This window comes from Heyndrickxia sp. NPDC080065, assembly GCF_050281185.1.
Taxonomy (GTDB): Bacteria; Bacillota; Bacilli; order Bacillales; family Bacillaceae_C; genus Heyndrickxia.
In genome coordinates this window covers 174471-192314 of record NZ_JBNNWS010000004.1, presented here as the reverse complement: position 1 = coordinate 192314, position 17844 = coordinate 174471, and the positions used below count along the sequence as shown (strand labels likewise).

Annotated in this window: 18 protein-coding genes; all 18 read left to right on the top strand. The window is 34.3% G+C overall.

The genetic code is table 11. From position 1 onward, the window contains the following. The first annotated feature begins 29 nt into the window (after nucleotides 1-29). The 18 genes from ACQKP0_RS06000 (at nucleotide 30) to fliI (ending at nucleotide 17842) form a co-directional block, all read left to right on the top strand. Nucleotides 30-1304 (top strand): hypothetical protein, encoded by a 1275-nt coding sequence (locus tag ACQKP0_RS06000; protein ID WP_427404906.1) that lies wholly within the window; start codon nucleotides 30-32, stop codon nucleotides 1302-1304. Continuing rightward, entirely contained in the window at nucleotides 1301-1591 is a 291-nt protein-coding gene (locus tag ACQKP0_RS05995) for an EscU/YscU/HrcU family type III secretion system export apparatus switch protein (protein ID WP_427404905.1), read from the top strand. Before ACQKP0_RS06000 ends, ACQKP0_RS05995 begins: the two co-directional genes overlap by 4 nt. Nucleotides 1592-1772: 181 nt before the next feature. Beyond that, nucleotides 1773-2933, top strand: coding sequence for an ADP-forming succinate--CoA ligase subunit beta (gene sucC / locus ACQKP0_RS05990; RefSeq protein WP_427404904.1), 1161 nt, complete (start codon nucleotides 1773-1775; stop codon nucleotides 2931-2933). Between the two features lie 18 nt (nucleotides 2934-2951). Continuing rightward, nucleotides 2952-3854, top strand: a complete 903-nt coding sequence (sucD, locus tag ACQKP0_RS05985) for a succinate--CoA ligase subunit alpha (RefSeq protein ID WP_427404903.1) — start codon at nucleotides 2952-2954, stop codon at nucleotides 3852-3854. Nucleotides 3855-3922: 68 nt separating this feature from the next. After that, a complete protein-coding gene (gene dprA / locus ACQKP0_RS05980; protein WP_427404902.1) occupies nucleotides 3923-4795 on the top strand; it encodes a DNA-processing protein DprA in 873 nt (290 codons plus the stop codon). A gap of 248 nt (nucleotides 4796-5043) precedes the next feature. Beyond that, a complete protein-coding gene (topA, locus tag ACQKP0_RS05975; RefSeq protein ID WP_427404901.1) occupies nucleotides 5044-7119 on the top strand; it encodes a type I DNA topoisomerase in 2076 nt (691 codons plus the stop codon). Between the two features lie 354 nt (nucleotides 7120-7473). Then, nucleotides 7474-7602: a hypothetical protein gene (locus ACQKP0_RS05970; protein ID WP_427404900.1), complete on the top strand. Its 129-nt coding sequence runs from the start codon at nucleotides 7474-7476 to the stop codon at nucleotides 7600-7602. A 33-nt stretch (nucleotides 7603-7635) separates the two neighbouring features. Then, a complete protein-coding gene (xerC, locus tag ACQKP0_RS05965; protein WP_427404899.1) occupies nucleotides 7636-8538 on the top strand; it encodes a tyrosine recombinase XerC in 903 nt (300 codons plus the stop codon). Nucleotides 8539-8683: 145 nt separating this feature from the next. After that, nucleotides 8684-9226, top strand: a complete 543-nt coding sequence (gene hslV / locus ACQKP0_RS05960) for an ATP-dependent protease subunit HslV (RefSeq protein WP_427404898.1) — start codon at nucleotides 8684-8686, stop codon at nucleotides 9224-9226. Between the two features lie 51 nt (nucleotides 9227-9277). Then, nucleotides 9278-10693 carry an HslU--HslV peptidase ATPase subunit gene (hslU, locus tag ACQKP0_RS05955; protein WP_427404897.1) on the top strand — a complete coding sequence of 472 codons (1416 nt, stop codon included), beginning with the start codon at nucleotides 9278-9280 and terminating at the stop codon, nucleotides 10691-10693. A 93-nt stretch (nucleotides 10694-10786) separates the two neighbouring features. Next, nucleotides 10787-11566, top strand: a complete 780-nt coding sequence (gene codY, locus ACQKP0_RS05950; RefSeq protein ID WP_427404896.1) for a GTP-sensing pleiotropic transcriptional regulator CodY — start codon at nucleotides 10787-10789, stop codon at nucleotides 11564-11566. A gap of 349 nt (nucleotides 11567-11915) precedes the next feature. Continuing rightward, on the top strand, nucleotides 11916-12308 hold the full coding sequence (gene flgB, locus ACQKP0_RS05945) for a flagellar basal body rod protein FlgB (RefSeq protein ID WP_427404895.1): 393 nt from the start codon (nucleotides 11916-11918) through the stop codon (nucleotides 12306-12308). 2 nt (nucleotides 12309-12310) lie between these two features. Beyond that, on the top strand, nucleotides 12311-12763 hold the full coding sequence (gene flgC / locus ACQKP0_RS05940) for a flagellar basal body rod protein FlgC (protein WP_427404894.1): 453 nt from the start codon (nucleotides 12311-12313) through the stop codon (nucleotides 12761-12763). A gap of 17 nt (nucleotides 12764-12780) precedes the next feature. Then, a complete protein-coding gene (gene fliE, locus ACQKP0_RS05935; protein ID WP_427404893.1) occupies nucleotides 12781-13095 on the top strand; it encodes a flagellar hook-basal body complex protein FliE in 315 nt (104 codons plus the stop codon). 64 nt (nucleotides 13096-13159) lie between these two features. Further along, a complete protein-coding gene (gene fliF / locus ACQKP0_RS05930) occupies nucleotides 13160-14743 on the top strand; it encodes a flagellar basal-body MS-ring/collar protein FliF (protein ID WP_427404892.1) in 1584 nt (527 codons plus the stop codon). 12 nt (nucleotides 14744-14755) lie between these two features. Next, nucleotides 14756-15769: a flagellar motor switch protein FliG gene (gene fliG, locus ACQKP0_RS05925; RefSeq protein ID WP_427404891.1), complete on the top strand. Its 1014-nt coding sequence runs from the start codon at nucleotides 14756-14758 to the stop codon at nucleotides 15767-15769. Further along, nucleotides 15762-16529 (top strand): flagellar assembly protein FliH, encoded by a 768-nt coding sequence (gene fliH / locus ACQKP0_RS05920; RefSeq protein WP_427404890.1) that lies wholly within the window; start codon nucleotides 15762-15764, stop codon nucleotides 16527-16529. Before fliG ends, fliH begins: the two co-directional genes overlap by 8 nt. Continuing rightward, nucleotides 16526-17842 carry a flagellar protein export ATPase FliI gene (fliI, locus tag ACQKP0_RS05915; RefSeq protein WP_427404889.1) on the top strand — a complete coding sequence of 439 codons (1317 nt, stop codon included), beginning with the start codon at nucleotides 16526-16528 and terminating at the stop codon, nucleotides 17840-17842. The genes fliH and fliI overlap by 4 nt, the downstream gene beginning before the upstream one ends. Nucleotides 17843-17844 lie beyond the last annotated feature (2 nt).

Sequence of the window (17844 nt, the reverse complement as noted above, 5' to 3'; positions counted from 1 at the left end):
AGTTTGATTTAAGGAAAGAAGGAGAAAGGATGCTTTCATCTAGTATACAATCAATCTCAAAGTTAGATTTAATGCAGATTCCGAATCGGCTTGAATTTCGAACAGGTGAGATATTTTTAGGTAATATTAAAAAGATATATCCGAATCAAACAGCTCGTGTAAATATAGGAAATCAGATGATCATTGCAAAGTTAGAAGTTCCCTTGGTTAGTGGAGATAGTTATTGGTTTCAAGTTTTAGCAAAAGAAGGAGAAATTCTATTAAAAATGCTGTCCCCCTATTCCAAAGAGGAACAAACTAATTTACCAATTTTAAAACAATTAGCACTGCCAAATAATAGTATTTACAAAGAATTAATCTCTTTTATAGAAAAGGAACAAATTCCATTGACAAAAGAAAACATTGAGAAGGCGGGACATTTGATTGAAAAAAACACTAACCTTAAAGAAGGTTTAGAAGCAATAAAAATAATGAATCAAAAAGATTTTCCTTTGTCTGAATCTATTTACAAATCTCTATTTGAAGCCTTAAAACCACAAATAAGCACACAATCTCTTTTGCATATTTTGGAAGGGGAATTACAATTAGAACCAAAAACACAAACGGTTCAATCATTATTAACAGCTATTCAAACATTAGAAAATACACAGCTTGAATCCAATACAAAAGAGCCGGATTTTCGTCAACATGTACTGACTTTATTAAAAGGTGTTACAAGGAATATAGGTTTATTTTATGAAGCAGAAATACTGAGTTATAAAGAAAGTGAAGTTTCTATAGAAAATAGGATAAAACCACTTTTACTAAAATATATTCAAGAAGATCCAAAATCTATAGAGTCAAAAGAAGTAGCTGAACAGCTGATAAATAAATGGAATGGACAACAATTACTTTCTGCACCTACAAATCCCATCCAGCATTTGGTTTATCAGCTCCCTCTTCAACTATTTGGTTATCAAACAGAGTTAAGTTTGCAATGGTCTGGAAAACGTTTAGACGATGGGAAAATCGATCCTAATTATTGCCACGTTCTTTTTTATTTAGAGCTAGAACATTTAAAGGAAACGATTATTGACATGAAGGTTCAAAATCGTATTGTTTCGATAAAAATAATAAATATTAATGAACAACTACAGGCAATCTCTCATTCTTTTATTCCAAAATTGAAAGAGGGATTAAAGGAATTAAATTATTTTTTATCTTCAGTCCAATTTGAATCATCGATAAATAATACGAAAATGCTGCAAGGATCCGGATCTAATTCCATTAGTAATCAATATTCGGGGGTTGATTTTCGAATATGAAAAAGGAAATCGAGAGAAAACATGTGATTGCATTACAATATCAATCAGAAAAACAGGATGCACCAAAAGTAATTGCGAAAGGCAAAGGTGTTATCGCTGAAAATATCATTAAGAAAGCCAAAGATAAAGATATTCCTATTCAAGAAGATCGAAATTTAATAGAACTACTTGGTGAGCTCCAAATAAACGAAACCATACCTGAAGAATTATATGAAGCTGTGGCTGAAGTGTTTGCTTTTGTTTATCGTTTGGATGAAAATATTGGTAAACAAAAGGCGGATAAATAAGATCATTGCTTAGTTCTATCATGTTTGGAAACATAAACAAAAGTGATTTATTTCCAAAAAATGAAGAATAATAAAGTATAATATAGAAAATTTCTGAATTAGAAAGCTAGACATATTTAATTCCTTTTAATACAATGGAAGCGCAGTTTATTTTTTGTAGAGTTTGATAGGAGGATGGAAAATGAATATCCATGAGTATCAAGGTAAAGAAATCCTCAGAAAATACGGGGTAGCGGTACCAAATGGTAAAGTTGCATTCACTGTAGAAGAAGCAGTTGAGGCAGCAAAAGAACTAGGTACTGAAGTGTGTGTAGTAAAAGCTCAAATTCATGCAGGTGGCCGCGGGAAAGCCGGTGGTGTAAAAGTTGCTAAGAATTTGGACGAAGTTCGTACATATGCAAATGAAATCTTAGGTAAAACATTAGTTACTCACCAAACAGGACCAGAAGGAAAAGAAGTAAAACGACTTTTAATTGAAGAAGGCTGCGATATTCAAAAAGAATATTATGTAGGTCTTGTTTTAGATCGTGCAACTTCTCGTGTTGTTTTAATGGCTTCTGAAGAAGGTGGTACTGAAATCGAAGAGGTAGCTGCTAAAACACCTGAAAAAATCTTTAAAGAAACAATCGATCCAGTTGTTGGATTGACTGGATTTCAAGCTCGTCGTATTGCTTTTAACATTAATATTCCGGCAGCACTTGTTAACAAAGCTGTTAAATTCATGATGGGCTTATATACTGCTTTTGTTGAAAAAGATTGTTCGATTGCAGAAATTAACCCACTTGTAGTAACAGGTGATGGAAATGTTATGGCACTTGATGCGAAATTAAACTTTGATTCAAATGCTCTATTCCGTCAAAAAGATGTTGTAGAATACCGTGACTTGGAAGAAGAGGATCCAAAAGAAATCGAAGCTTCTAAGTATGACCTTAGCTATATTGCATTAGACGGTAAAATTGGCTGTATGGTTAATGGTGCTGGACTAGCAATGGCTACGATGGATATTATTAAACATTATGGCGGTGATCCTGCTAACTTCTTGGATGTTGGGGGCGGTGCAACTGCTGAGAAAGTTACAGAAGCTTTCAAAATCATCCTTTCAGATAAAAATGTGAAAGGTATCTTTGTAAACATTTTCGGTGGAATTATGAAATGTGACATTATTGCTGAAGGTGTTGTTGAAGCTACAAAACAAGTAGGTCTTGAGTTACCATTAGTTGTTCGTCTAGAAGGTACAAATGTTGAATTAGGTAAGAAGATTCTAAACGAATCTGGATTAAACATTGTTGCTGCAGAATCAATGGCAGACGGCGCACAAAAAATCGTAGAACTAGTAGGTTAAGAAAGGCAGGGGAACATTGTGAGCGTATTTGTTAATAAAGATACAAAAGTAATCGTTCAAGGTATTACTGGTAAAACAGCCCTTTTCCATACAAAACAAATGTTAGAATATGGTACAAAGATCGTGGGCGGAACTTCTCCTGGGAAAGGTGGAACAGAAGTTGAAGGTGTACCAGTATTCAATACAGTTTCAGATGCTGTAAAAGCAACTGGTGCAAATGCATCTGTTATCTACGTTCCAGCTCCATTCGCAGCTGATGCAATTATGGAAGCGGTTGATGCTGAATTAGATTTAGTTATCTGTATTACTGAGCATATTCCTGTATTAGATATGGTTAAAGTTAAACGTTATATGGAAGGCAAGAAGACTCGCTTAGTTGGTCCTAACTGCCCAGGTGTTATTACACCTGAAGAATGTAAAATTGGTATCATGCCTGGTTACATTCATAGAAAAGGTCATGTGGGTGTAGTTTCTCGTTCCGGAACATTAACTTATGAAGCTGTTCATCAATTAACACAAGCTGGTATTGGTCAAACAACTGCCGTTGGTATTGGTGGAGACCCAGTTAATGGAACGGACTTTATTGATGTTTTAAAAGCATTTAACGAAGATCCAGAAACAGAAGCTGTTATCATGATTGGTGAAATCGGTGGTACTGCTGAAGAAGAAGCGGCACAGTGGGTAAAAGCAAATATGACTAAACCAGTAGTAGGTTTCATTGGCGGTGTAACTGCACCTCCTGGAAAACGTATGGGACATGCTGGTGCCATTATTTCTGGTGGTAAAGGTACAGCTGCAGAAAAAATTCGTGTCATGAATGAGTGTGGCATTAAAGTTGCAGCAACTCCATCAGTAATGGGTGAAACATTAATTGAAGTTCTTAAAGAAAAAGGACTTTACGAAAAATGTAAAAATCTTTAATTTATAACACTAACAGTCCCTCTTTTTAAGGGGGACTATTTTGCAATTAAAAAAATAAGGAGGATTTTATGGAAGAGTTAAAAAAAAGATTGATTCATCTTCACCATTGTCGAGGTATTGGTTCCAAAGGTATACTAAAGATCATGAAGATAGATTCAGAACTAAAAAACCTCTATCAATTCTCAATATCTGTATTACAAGACATTACTCGTATTTCATCTGAAAATTTCTCCAAGTTTTATTATGATCTCCATCATCTTGATCTCACAAAAATCTTAACTATTTATAGTACCCATAACATTTCTTGCATGACTATTTTTGATAAGGAATATCCATTTATATTAAAGCAAATTTACAATCCCCCTCTTGTACTGTACACAATCGGAAATACTTCACTATTAAACTACCCTAGTATTGCAATAGTTGGCTCTAGAAAAGGAAATGAATATGCAAAAAAATCCCTTGAGCAGCTTCTCCCACTATTAGTAAAAAAAAGACTTAATGTTATAAGCGGTTTAGCGAGAGGAGTCGATACAATTGCTCATCAGATGACTATACGTTACGGCGGAAAAACAATTGGTGTATTGGGAAGCGGATTTTTTCATATTTATCCGCAGGAAAACAGGATGCTAGTGGAGAATATGAAAAAGGGACACCTTCTTATATCTGAGTATCCACCATCTACAAGGCCGCAGAAATGGCACTTTCCGATGAGAAACCGAATTATTAGCGGATTATCAAAAGGAATATTAATTGTTCAAGCTGAAGAGAGAAGTGGATCATTGATAACAGCTGAGTATGCACTCCAGGAGGGCAGGGAGGTATTTGCAGTACCTGGCAATATGATGGAATCGCTTTCAAAAGGAACGAATCTTCTCATACAACAAGGAGCTAAACTTGTATTAACAGGAGAAGATATCTTAGCTGAAATGAATATTTAGACCGTTTATTTTTTAATTTTTTCTATGATTTCGCCCTTTTTTATATAAAAAGGTTGCAATTTCGAAAAATCTGTTATACATTTTCCAACAGATACACTTAATAAATGATTTCTAGTTGATTAATAATTATCCTATTTGAATTGACAAATAAAAAAAACAACGTTAATATGTACACTTGATTTTAGGTAACGAATATTTTGAGAAATATATAGATAGAAAAATAAAGAAAACCTCTGGGAGGCTACTTAATGTCAGAGTACTTAGTTATTGTGGAATCGCCAGCAAAGGCGAAGACCATTGAGAGATATTTAGGAAAAAAATATAAAGTGAAAGCATCTATGGGACATATTAGAGATTTACCGAAAAGTCAAATGGGTGTCAGCGCTGAAAATAATTTTGAACCGAAGTATATTACGATTAGGGGAAAAGGGCCAGTTTTAAAAGAGTTAAAGACCGCTGCTAAAAAGGCGAAAAAAGTATATCTCGCAGCTGACCCGGATCGTGAAGGTGAAGCTATTGCATGGCATTTAGCACATAGCTTAGATCTAGATATCCATTCAGATTGCCGGGTTGTCTTTAATGAAATTACTAAAGATGCGATTAAAGAATCATTTAAGCATCCGCGGCCAATTAATACTGATCTTGTTGATGCACAACAAGCCCGACGGGTATTAGATCGTTTAGTTGGATATAACATTAGTCCACTTCTATGGAAAAAAGTAAAAAAAGGTTTAAGTGCAGGAAGGGTACAATCTGTATCGGTACGTTTGATTATTGATCGCGAAAATGAAATAAAGAACTTTGTACCTGAAGAATATTGGACAATTGATGCAGAGTTTAAAAAAGGAAAGGACTCCTTTCAAGGCTCTTTTTATGGAATAGATGGGAAGAAACAAGAACTAAAATCAGAGGATGAAGTTAATTCTATTTTAAATCAATTAAAAGGAAACGAGTTTACCATAGATTCTGTTACGAAAAAAGAAAGAAAACGAAACCCTGCTCCTCCTTTTACAACCTCCTCTTTGCAACAAGAGGCAGCAAGGAAGTTGAATTATAGAGCTAAAAAAACAATGATGCTGGCTCAGCAGCTTTATGAGGGGATAGATTTAGGAAAAGAAGGAACAGTTGGTTTAATTACTTATATGAGAACGGATTCTACACGAATATCAGAGGTAGCTCAAACAGAAGCGTTAAAATATATCGAGCAGCAATTTGGCAAGGAGTATACACGTACAGAACAAAAAAAGGATAAAAAGCCATCAAATGCTCAAGATGCCCATGAAGCCGTTAGGCCGACCAGTACAATGCGTGAGCCTAACTCTTTAAAAGAATTTTTAAGTCGTGATCAATTAAGACTCTATAAGCTAATTTGGGAACGATTTGTTGCAAGTCAAATGGCACAAGCAATTATGGATACAATGAGTGTCGATCTAAAAAATGGAAACATTATTTTTAGAGCAACAGGTTCAAAATTAAAATTCTCTGGATTTATGAAAGTATATGTTGAAGGTACAGATGACCAATCAGAAGAAAAAGAGAAGTTTCTTCCAAAAATGCAGGAAGGTGATTCTGTACATTCTGAACGGATTGATCCAAAGCAGCATTTTACACAGCCACCACCGAGATATACAGAGGCTCGTTTAGTAAAAACACTTGAAGAATTAGGAATAGGTCGTCCTTCAACATACGCCCCAACATTAGATACCATCCAAAAAAGAGGATATGTAGCGCTTGATAATAAACGTTTCATTCCTACTGAACTTGGAGAAATAGTGATAGAACTGATGAACGAATTTTTCCCTGAGATTTTAGATGCCAAATTTACAGCTAAAATGGAAAATAATCTTGACGATATTGAAGAAGGCAAGGTTGAGTGGGTAAAAATAATAGATGAGTTCTATAAAGGATTCCATGAGAATCTCGTGAAAGCGGAATCGGAAATGGAAAAAGTAGAAATTAAAGATGAAGAAGCCGGCGAAGATTGTGAAGTTTGTGGACATCCAATGGTGTATAAAATGGGTCGTTACGGCAAGTTTATGGCTTGTAGTAATTTTCCTGATTGTCGAAATACAAAACCGATTGTAAAAGAAATAGGTGTCAAGTGCCCTAAATGTAATATGGGGAATATAATTGAAAGAAAAAGCAAGAAAAAAAGAATTTTCTTTGGTTGTGATCGTTATCCTGAGTGTGATTTTCTTTCCTGGGATAAGCCGATTGAAAGAAAATGTCCAAAATGTGACCAACTTCTAGTTGAGAAAAAACTTAAAAAAGGTGTACAGGTACAATGTACAAATTGTGATTATAAAGAGAAAACTGTAGAATAGCTTAGAGAGTGGGTTTAATAAACTCACTCTTTTATTTATTTGTTTGTTAGGTTCTTTTCGTAATCATTGTTTTTTTTTTTTTTTTTTTGATGCGGTAAAAATTGGTATTTAAAATTTTTTTCGGTTCAAATTGATCGTAAAATTTGTTTGAAATACTGATTATAAAGAGAAAAGAGTACGACACAAAATTAATCTAGACTAAAAAATCTATCCAAAAACAAAAAACTATTCGAAAACAGCGTTTTATTAAAAGATTAATACTTTATTTCTTGGACTTTGTGTTGTAAAATGCTTAATGGAGTTATGAAAAAGATGTCGAATTTTCAGCGGATACGTTTTGTAGGAGGATAATTAATGGAAAAGGATGCAGTAATTATCCAGGTAGCTGATAAAAGATATGTCCCTGCAGGTTGTGCACTAGAAAACAATTCAAAACTTTGTGAAAAATATATAACATTCATTGCAAGGGCTACTAAATTATGATAATATTTAGTAGCCCTTGTGAGGTGTATTATTATGGATGATCGTTTAAAATCTAGTCTTTATGCTTTTACGGAGTATATTCAGATTGAAAGAAACTTCTCAGAGTATACGATTAAATTTTATCGTCAGGACATCGAACATTTTTTCTTGTTCATGACTGAACAAGGTATTACTTGTCTTGAAAATGTTGAATACTTTGATGCCAGGCTCTACTTAACAAAACTTTTTGATAAAGCATATAGCAGAACAAGTATGGCTAGGAAAATTTCTAGTTTGCGAAGCTTTTATAAGTTTTTAATGAGAGAGCATATAGTAAAGGAAAATCCTTTCTCGTTACTTTCGCAATCAAAAAGACAAAAGAAAATACCTAAGTTCTTTTATGAGGAAGAAATGGAAAAGTTATTTCAAGTATGCAACGGTGAGTCGAATTTAGATGCAAGAAATTTGGCATTACTTGAGATACTATATGCAACAGGCATTCGTGTTAGTGAATGTGCCAACATAAGAATTAAGGATCTTGATCTTGAGTTCGATTCGATTCTTGTAAAGGGTAAAGGAAGGAAAGAACGAATTGTACTGTTTGGGAACTACGCCAATGAAGCATTAATTCAGTACATACAACAATCAAGGCCAAAGCTTATGAAAAACTCCGAAGACCATGATTTTCTCTTTGTGAATTTTCGAGGGAATCAACTAACTGAGAGGGGTATTCGCTACATTTTAAATGATTTGATCAAAAGGTGCGCACTTACTGGAAAAATGCATCCGCATATGCTAAGACATACATTTGCAACTCACCTTTTAAATAATGGTGCCGATTTAAGAACTGTGCAGGAACTTCTAGGACATGAAAATTTATCATCTACTCAAATATACACACATGTGACAAAAGAACATTTGCGAAAAACTTATTTGACACATCATCCTAGAGCATGATAAATCATAAATTGAATTTATTTAAATATTTTTTATTAGATAGAATATTTTTCATTTCATTCATTTTGTGCGTGTTCAAAAAAGATCTGTATCATCTATTGATACTTTTGAAAATGCTTTTGCATTATTTTTTGGAGGTGTTCGAATGGGAGATTTCCATGCAACAACAATCTTTGCTATCCAGCATAAAGGGAAAAGTGCAATGGCTGGTGATGGGCAAGTGACATTTGGAAATGCTGTAGTGATGAAGCACACTGCGAAAAAAGTAAGAAGATTATTCAACGGAAAAGTCCTTACAGGTTTTGCGGGATCAGTCGCTGATGCCTTTACATTATCTGAAATGTTTGAAGGGAAGCTACAGGAGTTTAATGGGAATTTAACACGCGCAGCTGTCGAATTGGCTAAGCAATGGCGAAGCGATAAAATTTTACGTAAACTCGAGGCAATGTTGATTGTAATGGATGAACAGCAAATGCTTCTAATCTCAGGGACTGGTGAAGTAATTGAACCTGATGACGGAATACTTGCAATAGGTTCAGGTGGAAATTATGCATTATCGGCTGGCAGAGCACTTAAACAACATGCAGGAGAAATATTAACTGCAAAAGAAATAGCTAAGGCATCATTAGAAATTGCTGCGGACATATGTGTTTATACGAATACAAATATTGTTGTGGAAGAACTCTAATTTATTTGAGATATTAGTTATTTTAACCTGAACAATAAGGAGTGGGCGTATATGGCGGCAAACATAAATAAAGCAATGAGCTTAACCCCTAGACAAATAGTAGATCGACTTGATCAATATATTGTTGGGCAAAAAGACGCTAAAAGAGCCGTGGCAGTTGCATTAAGAAATCGTTATCGCCGTAGCTTATTGGATGAAAAATTTCGAGAAGAAATTATTCCTAAAAACATTTTAATGATCGGGCCAACTGGGGTAGGTAAAACTGAAATCGCAAGACGAATGGCAAAGCTGGTCGGTGCACCATTTGTTAAAATAGAAGCGACTAAATTTACTGAAGTAGGTTATGTAGGGCGTGATGTTGAATCAATGATAAGAGATTTAGTTGAGACATCAGTACGCTTAGTAAAAGAAGAAAAGGTCACACAAGTAAAAGAAAGAGCAGAAGAATACGCTAATTATAGATTAGTTGAATTGCTTGCTCCTTCAAAAAAGAAGGCTTCTGGCTATAAGAACCCATTTGAAATGATATTTGGGGGAAATAACGAGTCAAATGAAGAAGATGAGCCTGCTGAAGACTTGTCAGCTAAAGAATATCGTAAAAGCATAGAAGAAAAACTTGCAAATGGAGAATTAGAGGATGAGCTAGTTTCTGTTGAAATCGAGGAACAACAACCATCTATGTTCGACATGCTCCAGGGATCTGGAATGGAGCAAATGGGAATGAATATGCAAGATGCTTTTAGTAATTTGATTCCAAAGAAAAAGAAAAAACGTAAGCTTTCAGTCAAAGAGGCGAGGAAAGTACTAACAGCCGACGAAGCTCAAAAATTGATTGATATGGATGAAGTTACTCAAGAGGCTGTTAACCGTGCAGAACAAATGGGTATTATCTTTATTGATGAGATCGATAAAATCGTTAGTAAAAATAATAATTCCTCATCCGCAGATGTATCAAGAGAGGGCGTCCAAAGAGATATTTTGCCAATTGTTGAAGGATCTACAGTTGTAACGAAATATGGCTCAGTTAAGACGGATCACATTCTATTTATTGCAGCTGGTGCATTTCATATGGCAAAACCTTCTGAGCTAATTCCAGAGCTGCAAGGGCGTTTTCCAATACGTGTAGAGCTAGGAAAATTATCGGTTGAAGACTTCGTGAAAATATTAATTGAACCTGACAATGCCTTAATAAAACAATATATCGCATTATTGGAAACAGAAGGTATACAAATTGAATTTTCTGACGATGCTATTGTTAGAATAGCTGAAATTGCTTACGAAGTAAATCAAAGTACCGACAACATTGGTGCAAGACGCTTGCATACTATACTTGAGAAACTTCTCGAGGATTTATCATTTGAAGCACCAGACATTACTCTGGAACAAATTAATATTACACCACAATATGTAAATGAGAAGTTAGGAGCTATTTCTCAGGACAAAGATCTTAGTCAGTTTATTTTGTGATACTGAGAAAATGTTTCAATCTTTAGTTATAAAAATTTCAATAATAATTGGATTCAATAAAATGAAGCAATATTTATACTAGGAGGAAGAAAAATGAATTTATTAGACAAAACAAGAAAAATTAATGCAATGTTACAAAAAGCAGCAGGTAAACCAGTTAACTTTAATGAAATGGCTCAAACGTTAAGTGATGTAATCGAAGCGAATATTTATGTTGTAAGTCGTCGTGGGAAATTATTAGGCTATGCTATCAATCAACAAGTTGAAAACGAGAGAATGACAAAAATGTTAGAGGATAGACAATTCCCTGAAGAATATACAAATAGTCTGTTCAGTGTAAATGAAACATCTCCAAATTTAGATGTAAATAGTGAATATACAGCATTCCCGGTAGAGAATAAAGAACTATTTCAAAGCGGGTTAACTACAATTGTTCCTATTATTGGTGGAGGAGAAAGATTAGGTACATTAATTCTTGCGCGTCTCCAAGAAAAATTTCATGATGACGATTTAATTTTAGCCGAGTACGGTGCAACTGTTGTAGGCATGGAAATTCTTCGTGAAAAATCAGAAGAAATTGAAGAAGAAGCAAGAAGTAAAGCAGTTGTCCAAATGGCTATTAGTTCATTATCATACAGTGAGCTTGAAGCGATTGAACATATTTTCGAAGAGTTAAATGGTAAAGAAGGTTTACTAGTTGCATCTAAAATTGCAGATAGAGTTGGAATAACTAGATCAGTCATTGTTAATGCACTACGTAAGCTTGAGAGTGCTGGTGTAATTGAATCAAGATCACTTGGAATGAAGGGAACATATATTAAAGTGTTAAATGATAAGTTCCTTGTTGAGTTAGATAAATTAAAATCAAATTAATAAGACTATATTTAAATAATAAAACCGCCATGATGATTCATTGGCGGTTTTATTATGCTTCAATAACTTATGAATAAACAATCAGTCTATTTACCCAGTCCCTTAGCGGTATTGAAATGGAATTAATTAACAAAACAACAAATTTCCAATATAACCCAAGAAGAGATTGGTATATAAATAAATATTTATAGAACTAAAGTCCTGAATTCATTAACATTGGAAAATTTTTATCGAAAAATTATTTGATTGCATGGACAGTGGGAAATTTAAACATTAAAATAATATTAGTTTTAATTAATTTGTCGTTTTAAATCATAATATGTCTGAAATAGGGACGAGGTGTCATTAATTGAATTTATTTTCTAATACTTTTTTTACATTAGAACGAGCACTAGACTATTCTTCTTTAAAGCAAAAAGTAATAGCGGACAATATAGCAAATGCTGATACCCCCTATTATAAACCAAAAGACGTAAGTTTCCAGGGAATGTTTCAAGAGGCATTAAATCAGTCATTTGAAGCTAAACGAACAGATATAAGGCATTTTGAATTTCAAAATACTGAGGATTTTTCGACAATTGTCACACAAAAAAATATTCAATACAATGAAAATGGAAACGGTGTAGATATTGATAAAGAAATGTCTGACTTAGCTACAAATCAGATATATTACAACGCATTAGCAGACCGTTTAAGTGGTAAACTTTCAACACTACAAACAGTAATAAGAGGTGGCAAATAATTATGTCAATGTTTAGTAGTATGGGAATCACATCCTCTGCTTTAACAGCTCAACGATTGAGGATGGACGTTATATCCTCTAATATGGCCAATGCTGATACAACGAGAGGAAAATTGGTAAATGGTGAATGGCAGCCGTACAAAAGGAAAATGGTGGTCTTAGAGCCAAAAACGAATTCCTTTTCATCACATTTCCAAAATGCTATCGGTAATGATTACGCTAGTAATGGGGTAAAGGTTACAAAAATAATAGATGATGATAAAACCCCATCTAAGCTAGTCTATGATCCTGAAAATCCCGATGCAAACCAAGATGGCTATGTTTCACTTCCTAATGTTGATCCACTAAGAGAAATGGTGGATTTAATGAGTGCCACTAGGTCATATGAAGCAAATGTAACGGTTTTTAATTCCTCTAAATCAATGATGATGAAAGCATTAGAAATCGGAAAATAATTAAGGAGGTTGCATTTATGTCCATTCAAAATATTAATTCGGTTGCATCGAATATTTTACGTCCGTTAGATCAAAAAAATAATCAAATTAATTCAACTCCTTATCAATCTCAAGTAAGTTTTTCGGATTTTTTAAAGAAGTCAATTGATGATGTGAATCAATCACAGCTTGAATCAGATATTTTAACCGAGAAAATGGCTAAAGGGGAGAATGTAGATCTCCATCAAGTCATGATTACTGCACAGAAAGCTAATATCACCTTGCAAGCTGCTCTGGAAATAAGAAATAAGGTCGTTGAAGCATATCAAGAAACAATGAGAATGCAAGTTTAATAGCTTGAATTTTTATCGTTTTAATTTTCCAACTGATACATTGGTTTGAAATCGGAGGATAGTAATGAATGAGAAGTTAAGAAACTATTCAAACAAATTAAAAATGTTTTGGGATAATAGATCAAAAAAGCAAAAGATTTTCGGGATTTCCTCCATCGTAATTATTGTTCTTTTAATTTCAATTATAAGTTTTTTTGCAACAAGAACGACAATGGTGCCTCTTTATAGTAATCTATCTCCTTCTGAGGCAGGTTCTATTAAGCAAAGTCTAGATTCTAAAGGAATAAAATCAGAGCTAGCTGATAATGGCAAGACGATAAAAGTGCCAAAAGAACAAGTTGATGCATTGAAAATCGAGTTGGCTTCTGAAGGTATCCCGAAATCAGGAAGCATTGATTATTCTTTCTTTAGCCAAAATGCCGGATTTGGTATGACTGATAATGAATTCGACGTTGTAAAATTAGAAGCCATGCAAACAGAGCTTTCAAACTTAATGAAAGAAATAGATGGCGTAGAAGATGCTAAAGTCATGATTAACATGCCTAAAAAGGAAATATTTGTTAGTGATAAGAACCAAGATGCTTCTGCATCGATTGTTTTAACTACAAAACCAGGCTACGAGTTTAATGACAAACAAATCAGATCTTTATATAACTTAGTTTCTAAAAGTGTTCCAAATCTTCCTACTGATAATATCGTCATTATGAATCAAAATTTTGAGTACTTTGATTTAAATAATGAAAATAGTACAGGAAATTCATTTGCACAGCAAATGGATGTAAAACACCAAATAGAACGTGATATTCAAAGACAAGTTCAATCACTACTAGGAACAATGATGGGTTATGACAAAATAATCGCAACTGTTACTGCTGATATTGATTTTACACAAGAAAATCGTGAAGAAAATTTAGTTGAGCCAGTTGATAAGGATAATATGAAAGGAATAGAAATAAGTGCTCAAAATATAACTGAAACATATTCAGGTAATGGTGCTTCAGCAGGTGGAGTTCCACAAAGTGCAAATCCTGCAGACTCTCTGGGGAGTAATTATGTTTCAGGCAGTGATTCCAATGGCGATTATGAAAAGGTGCAAAATTCTATCAATTATGAAGTGAATAGAATTCATAGGCAAATAGCAGAAAGTCCTTATAAAATTCGTGATCTTGGGATACAAGTAATGGTGGAACCGCCTAACCCGAAAGACTTAAATTCCTTACCTCAAAGTACAAGGGATGATATTACAAATCTTTTGTCAACGATAGTTAGAACATCCATTGACAAGAATGCTGTTCCAAATCTAACTAATCAAGATATTCAAAATAAAATAGCGGTTTCTGTACAACCTTTCAGTGGAAAAATAAACCAGTCGAATACACAACAATCAGTTATCCCATGGTGGATTTATCTTATTGGCGGTTTACTTTTAATCGTTATCGTTCTGTTAATTATTTTCATGATTCGTTCACGTAAGAAAAAGGAAATAGAAGAAGAGTTTGAAATACAGCCTGAACCGATTCATATTGCAGATGTGAATGAAGAGCATGAAACGGAAAACACGATTAGAAAAAAACAGCTTGAAAAAATGGCAAAAGAAAGACCAGATGAATTTGCAAAACTATTAAGAACGTGGATATCAGAGGAGTAAAGGAGGATAATTATGGCAGTTAAAGAGAAGGGTTTATCAGGAAAGCAAAAAGCCGCTATCCTCCTTATATCACTTGGTCCAGATGTTTCTGCGTCTGTTTATAAACATTTATCGGAGGAAGAAATTGAAAAATTAACTTTGGAAATATCCGGGGTTAAAAGAGTAGATTCTTTAACGAAAGAGGACATACTTGATGAATTTCATAATATTGCATTAGCGCAAGATTATATATCACAAGGCGGTATTGGATATGCAAAGACAGTACTTGAAAAAGCACTTGGACAAGAGCAAGCAACAACGATCATTAATCGGTTAACTTCCTCATTACAGGTACGGCCATTTGATTTTGCAAGGAGAGCAGATCCAGGACAAATTTTGAACTTTATTCAAAGCGAACATCCTCAAACGATTGCTTTAATATTGTCTTATTTGGAACCAGCAAAAGCTGGTCAAATTCTATCGGAATTACCTCAAAATGTTCAAGCAGATATCGCTAGGAGAATTGCATTAATGGAAAGAACTTCACCGGAAGTAATTAGTGAAGTTGAAACAATATTAGAACAGAAACTCTCTGCAACAGTTACACAAGATTATACTCAAACAGGTGGTTTAGAGTCTGTGGTTGAAGTGCTTAATGGTGTAGATCGATCAACCGAAAAAACAATATTGGACGCACTTGAAATACAAGACCCTGAGCTTGCTGAAGAAATAAAGAAAAGGATGTTTGTATTTGAAGATATTGTTACCCTTGATAATCGTTCAATTCAACGCATAATAAGGGAATGTGAAAATGAAGATCTGCTATTATCGTTAAAAGTTTCTAGTGATGAAGTAAAAGATGTTGTTTATAGAAATATGTCTACTAGAATGGTTGAAACATTTAAGGAAGAAATGGAATACATGGGTCCAATTCGCTTAAAAGACGTAGAAGAGGCACAATCTAGAATCGTTTCTATCATAAGAAGATTGGAAGACGCCGGAGAAATAATCATTGCTCGTGGTGGAGGGGACGACATTATTGTCTAGAATCATTAAATCACACACCGCAGTTAATCAAAAGAGAGAAGCAAAGGTAATTGGGTTAAAAGATATTGGGTTATTAAACCCAATAGAAAACATAGTGGATAATGATCCTTTAGAAGTTGAAAAGAAAAAAATTCTCGAAGACTATCATAACCAAGCGAGAGAGATAATAGATACAGCACAACTGGATGCTGATGTTATCAAAAAAAATATCGAAGCTGATCAACATAAGTGGCTGGAAGAAAAAGCTAAATTGATTGAAGAAGCGAAGGCTGAAGGATTTCAAATCGGCTTTTCAGAGGGTCAGAAACAAGGCATTGAAACGTACAGCAACCAAATTGACATAGCCGTTCAAATGACAAACGAATTGAAACAAGAATTTACAAGACATATTGAGGCATCCGAAAAAGTGATTTTTGAAATTGGAATGAAAGTTGCAGAAAAGATTGTGCAAGACACATTAACCGATCAACCAGAAAAATTCATTCCAATTGTTAAACATGCATTGAAGGAAGCTAGAGAAGATAAGGACGTTCAAATTTTTATTCATCCAAATCAATATAGCTTATGTTTACAAAATAAAGAAGAATTAGATGCCTTATTATTCAATGGTCAACAAATTTACTTTTACCCAAATGATGAATTAAATGAATTTCAATGTTTAATAGAGACTAGTTATGGGCGTATTGATGCGAGTATTGATAGTCAATTGTCCGAGTTAAAAATTAAACTAATGGAAATATTAGAGGGTGTTCCATCTTGAAGGCAATAGACATACTTCCTTTTATCCCTAAAATTGAAACTTATAAACGATACGGTAAAGTTAAGCGTGTTGTCGGATTAATGATCGAATCATTAGGACCGGAAAGTTCGATTGGAGATGTGTGCTGGATACATGTAAACGGTAAAAAACAGCAGAGGAAAATTCAAGCAGAAGTTGTGGGATTTAGAGAAGAATATGTGATTTTAATGCCTTATTCAGAAATACAGGAAATTGCTCCCGGCAGTCTAGTAGAAGCAACATCAAAGCCATTAGAGGTTAAAGTAGGATCTTCATTAATTGGTAAGGTAGTAGATTCATTAGGGAATCCCCTAGATGGGTCTGTATTGCCAAAGGGATTAAAATCGATTCCAACTGAACAAACCCCTCCCAATCCTTTGAAGAGACCACCGATATCCGAAGAAATTGAAGTAGGTGTTCGAGCGATTGATAGCCTATTAACTGTCGGAAAAGGTCAAAGAATAGGTATCTTTGCAGGAAGCGGTGTAGGAAAAAGTACTTTGCTTGGAATGATTGCTCGAAATACAAAAGCAGACATAAATGTCATTGCTCTTATTGGTGAACGAGGTCGGGAAGTTAGAGAATTTATTGAAAGAGATTTAGGGCCAGAAGGGTTGAGCAAATCGATCGTCATTGCTGCTACTTCTGACCAGCCTGCTTTAATGAGAATTAAAGGTGCTTTTACAGCTACAGCAATTGCTGAGTATTTTCGTGATAAAGGTCATAATGTCATGTTTATGATGGATTCTGTTACTCGTGTAGCAATGGCACAACGGGAAGTTGGGCTTGCAGTTGGTGAACCTCCTGCAACTAAGGGATATACTCCTTCTGTATTTGCTATCCTGCCAAAACTACTTGAGAGAACTGGTACAAATGAAAAAGGGACAATCACTGGTTTTTATACGGTATTAGTAGATGGGGATGATATGAATGAACCGATTGCTGATACAGTCCGAGGAATATTAGATGGTCATTTTGTCCTTGATCGTTCCTTAGCAAATAAAGGTCAATTTCCAGCGATTAATGTTTTAAAAAGTATAAGCCGTTTAATGAACCATTTAGTATCTGATTCACATAAAAATGCAGCAGAAAAATTAAGGGAAATATTAAGTACATATATAAATTCTGAGGATTTAATTAATATCGGCGCATATAAACGTGGCGCTTCCAAAGAAATTGATGATGCGATAGAAATGTATCCGAAAATCATTTCCTTCTTGAAACAGAAAACAGATGAAAAAATAACGTTTGAGCAAAGTATTCTATCACTCATCGAACTTGCTGAAAAGGAGTAATG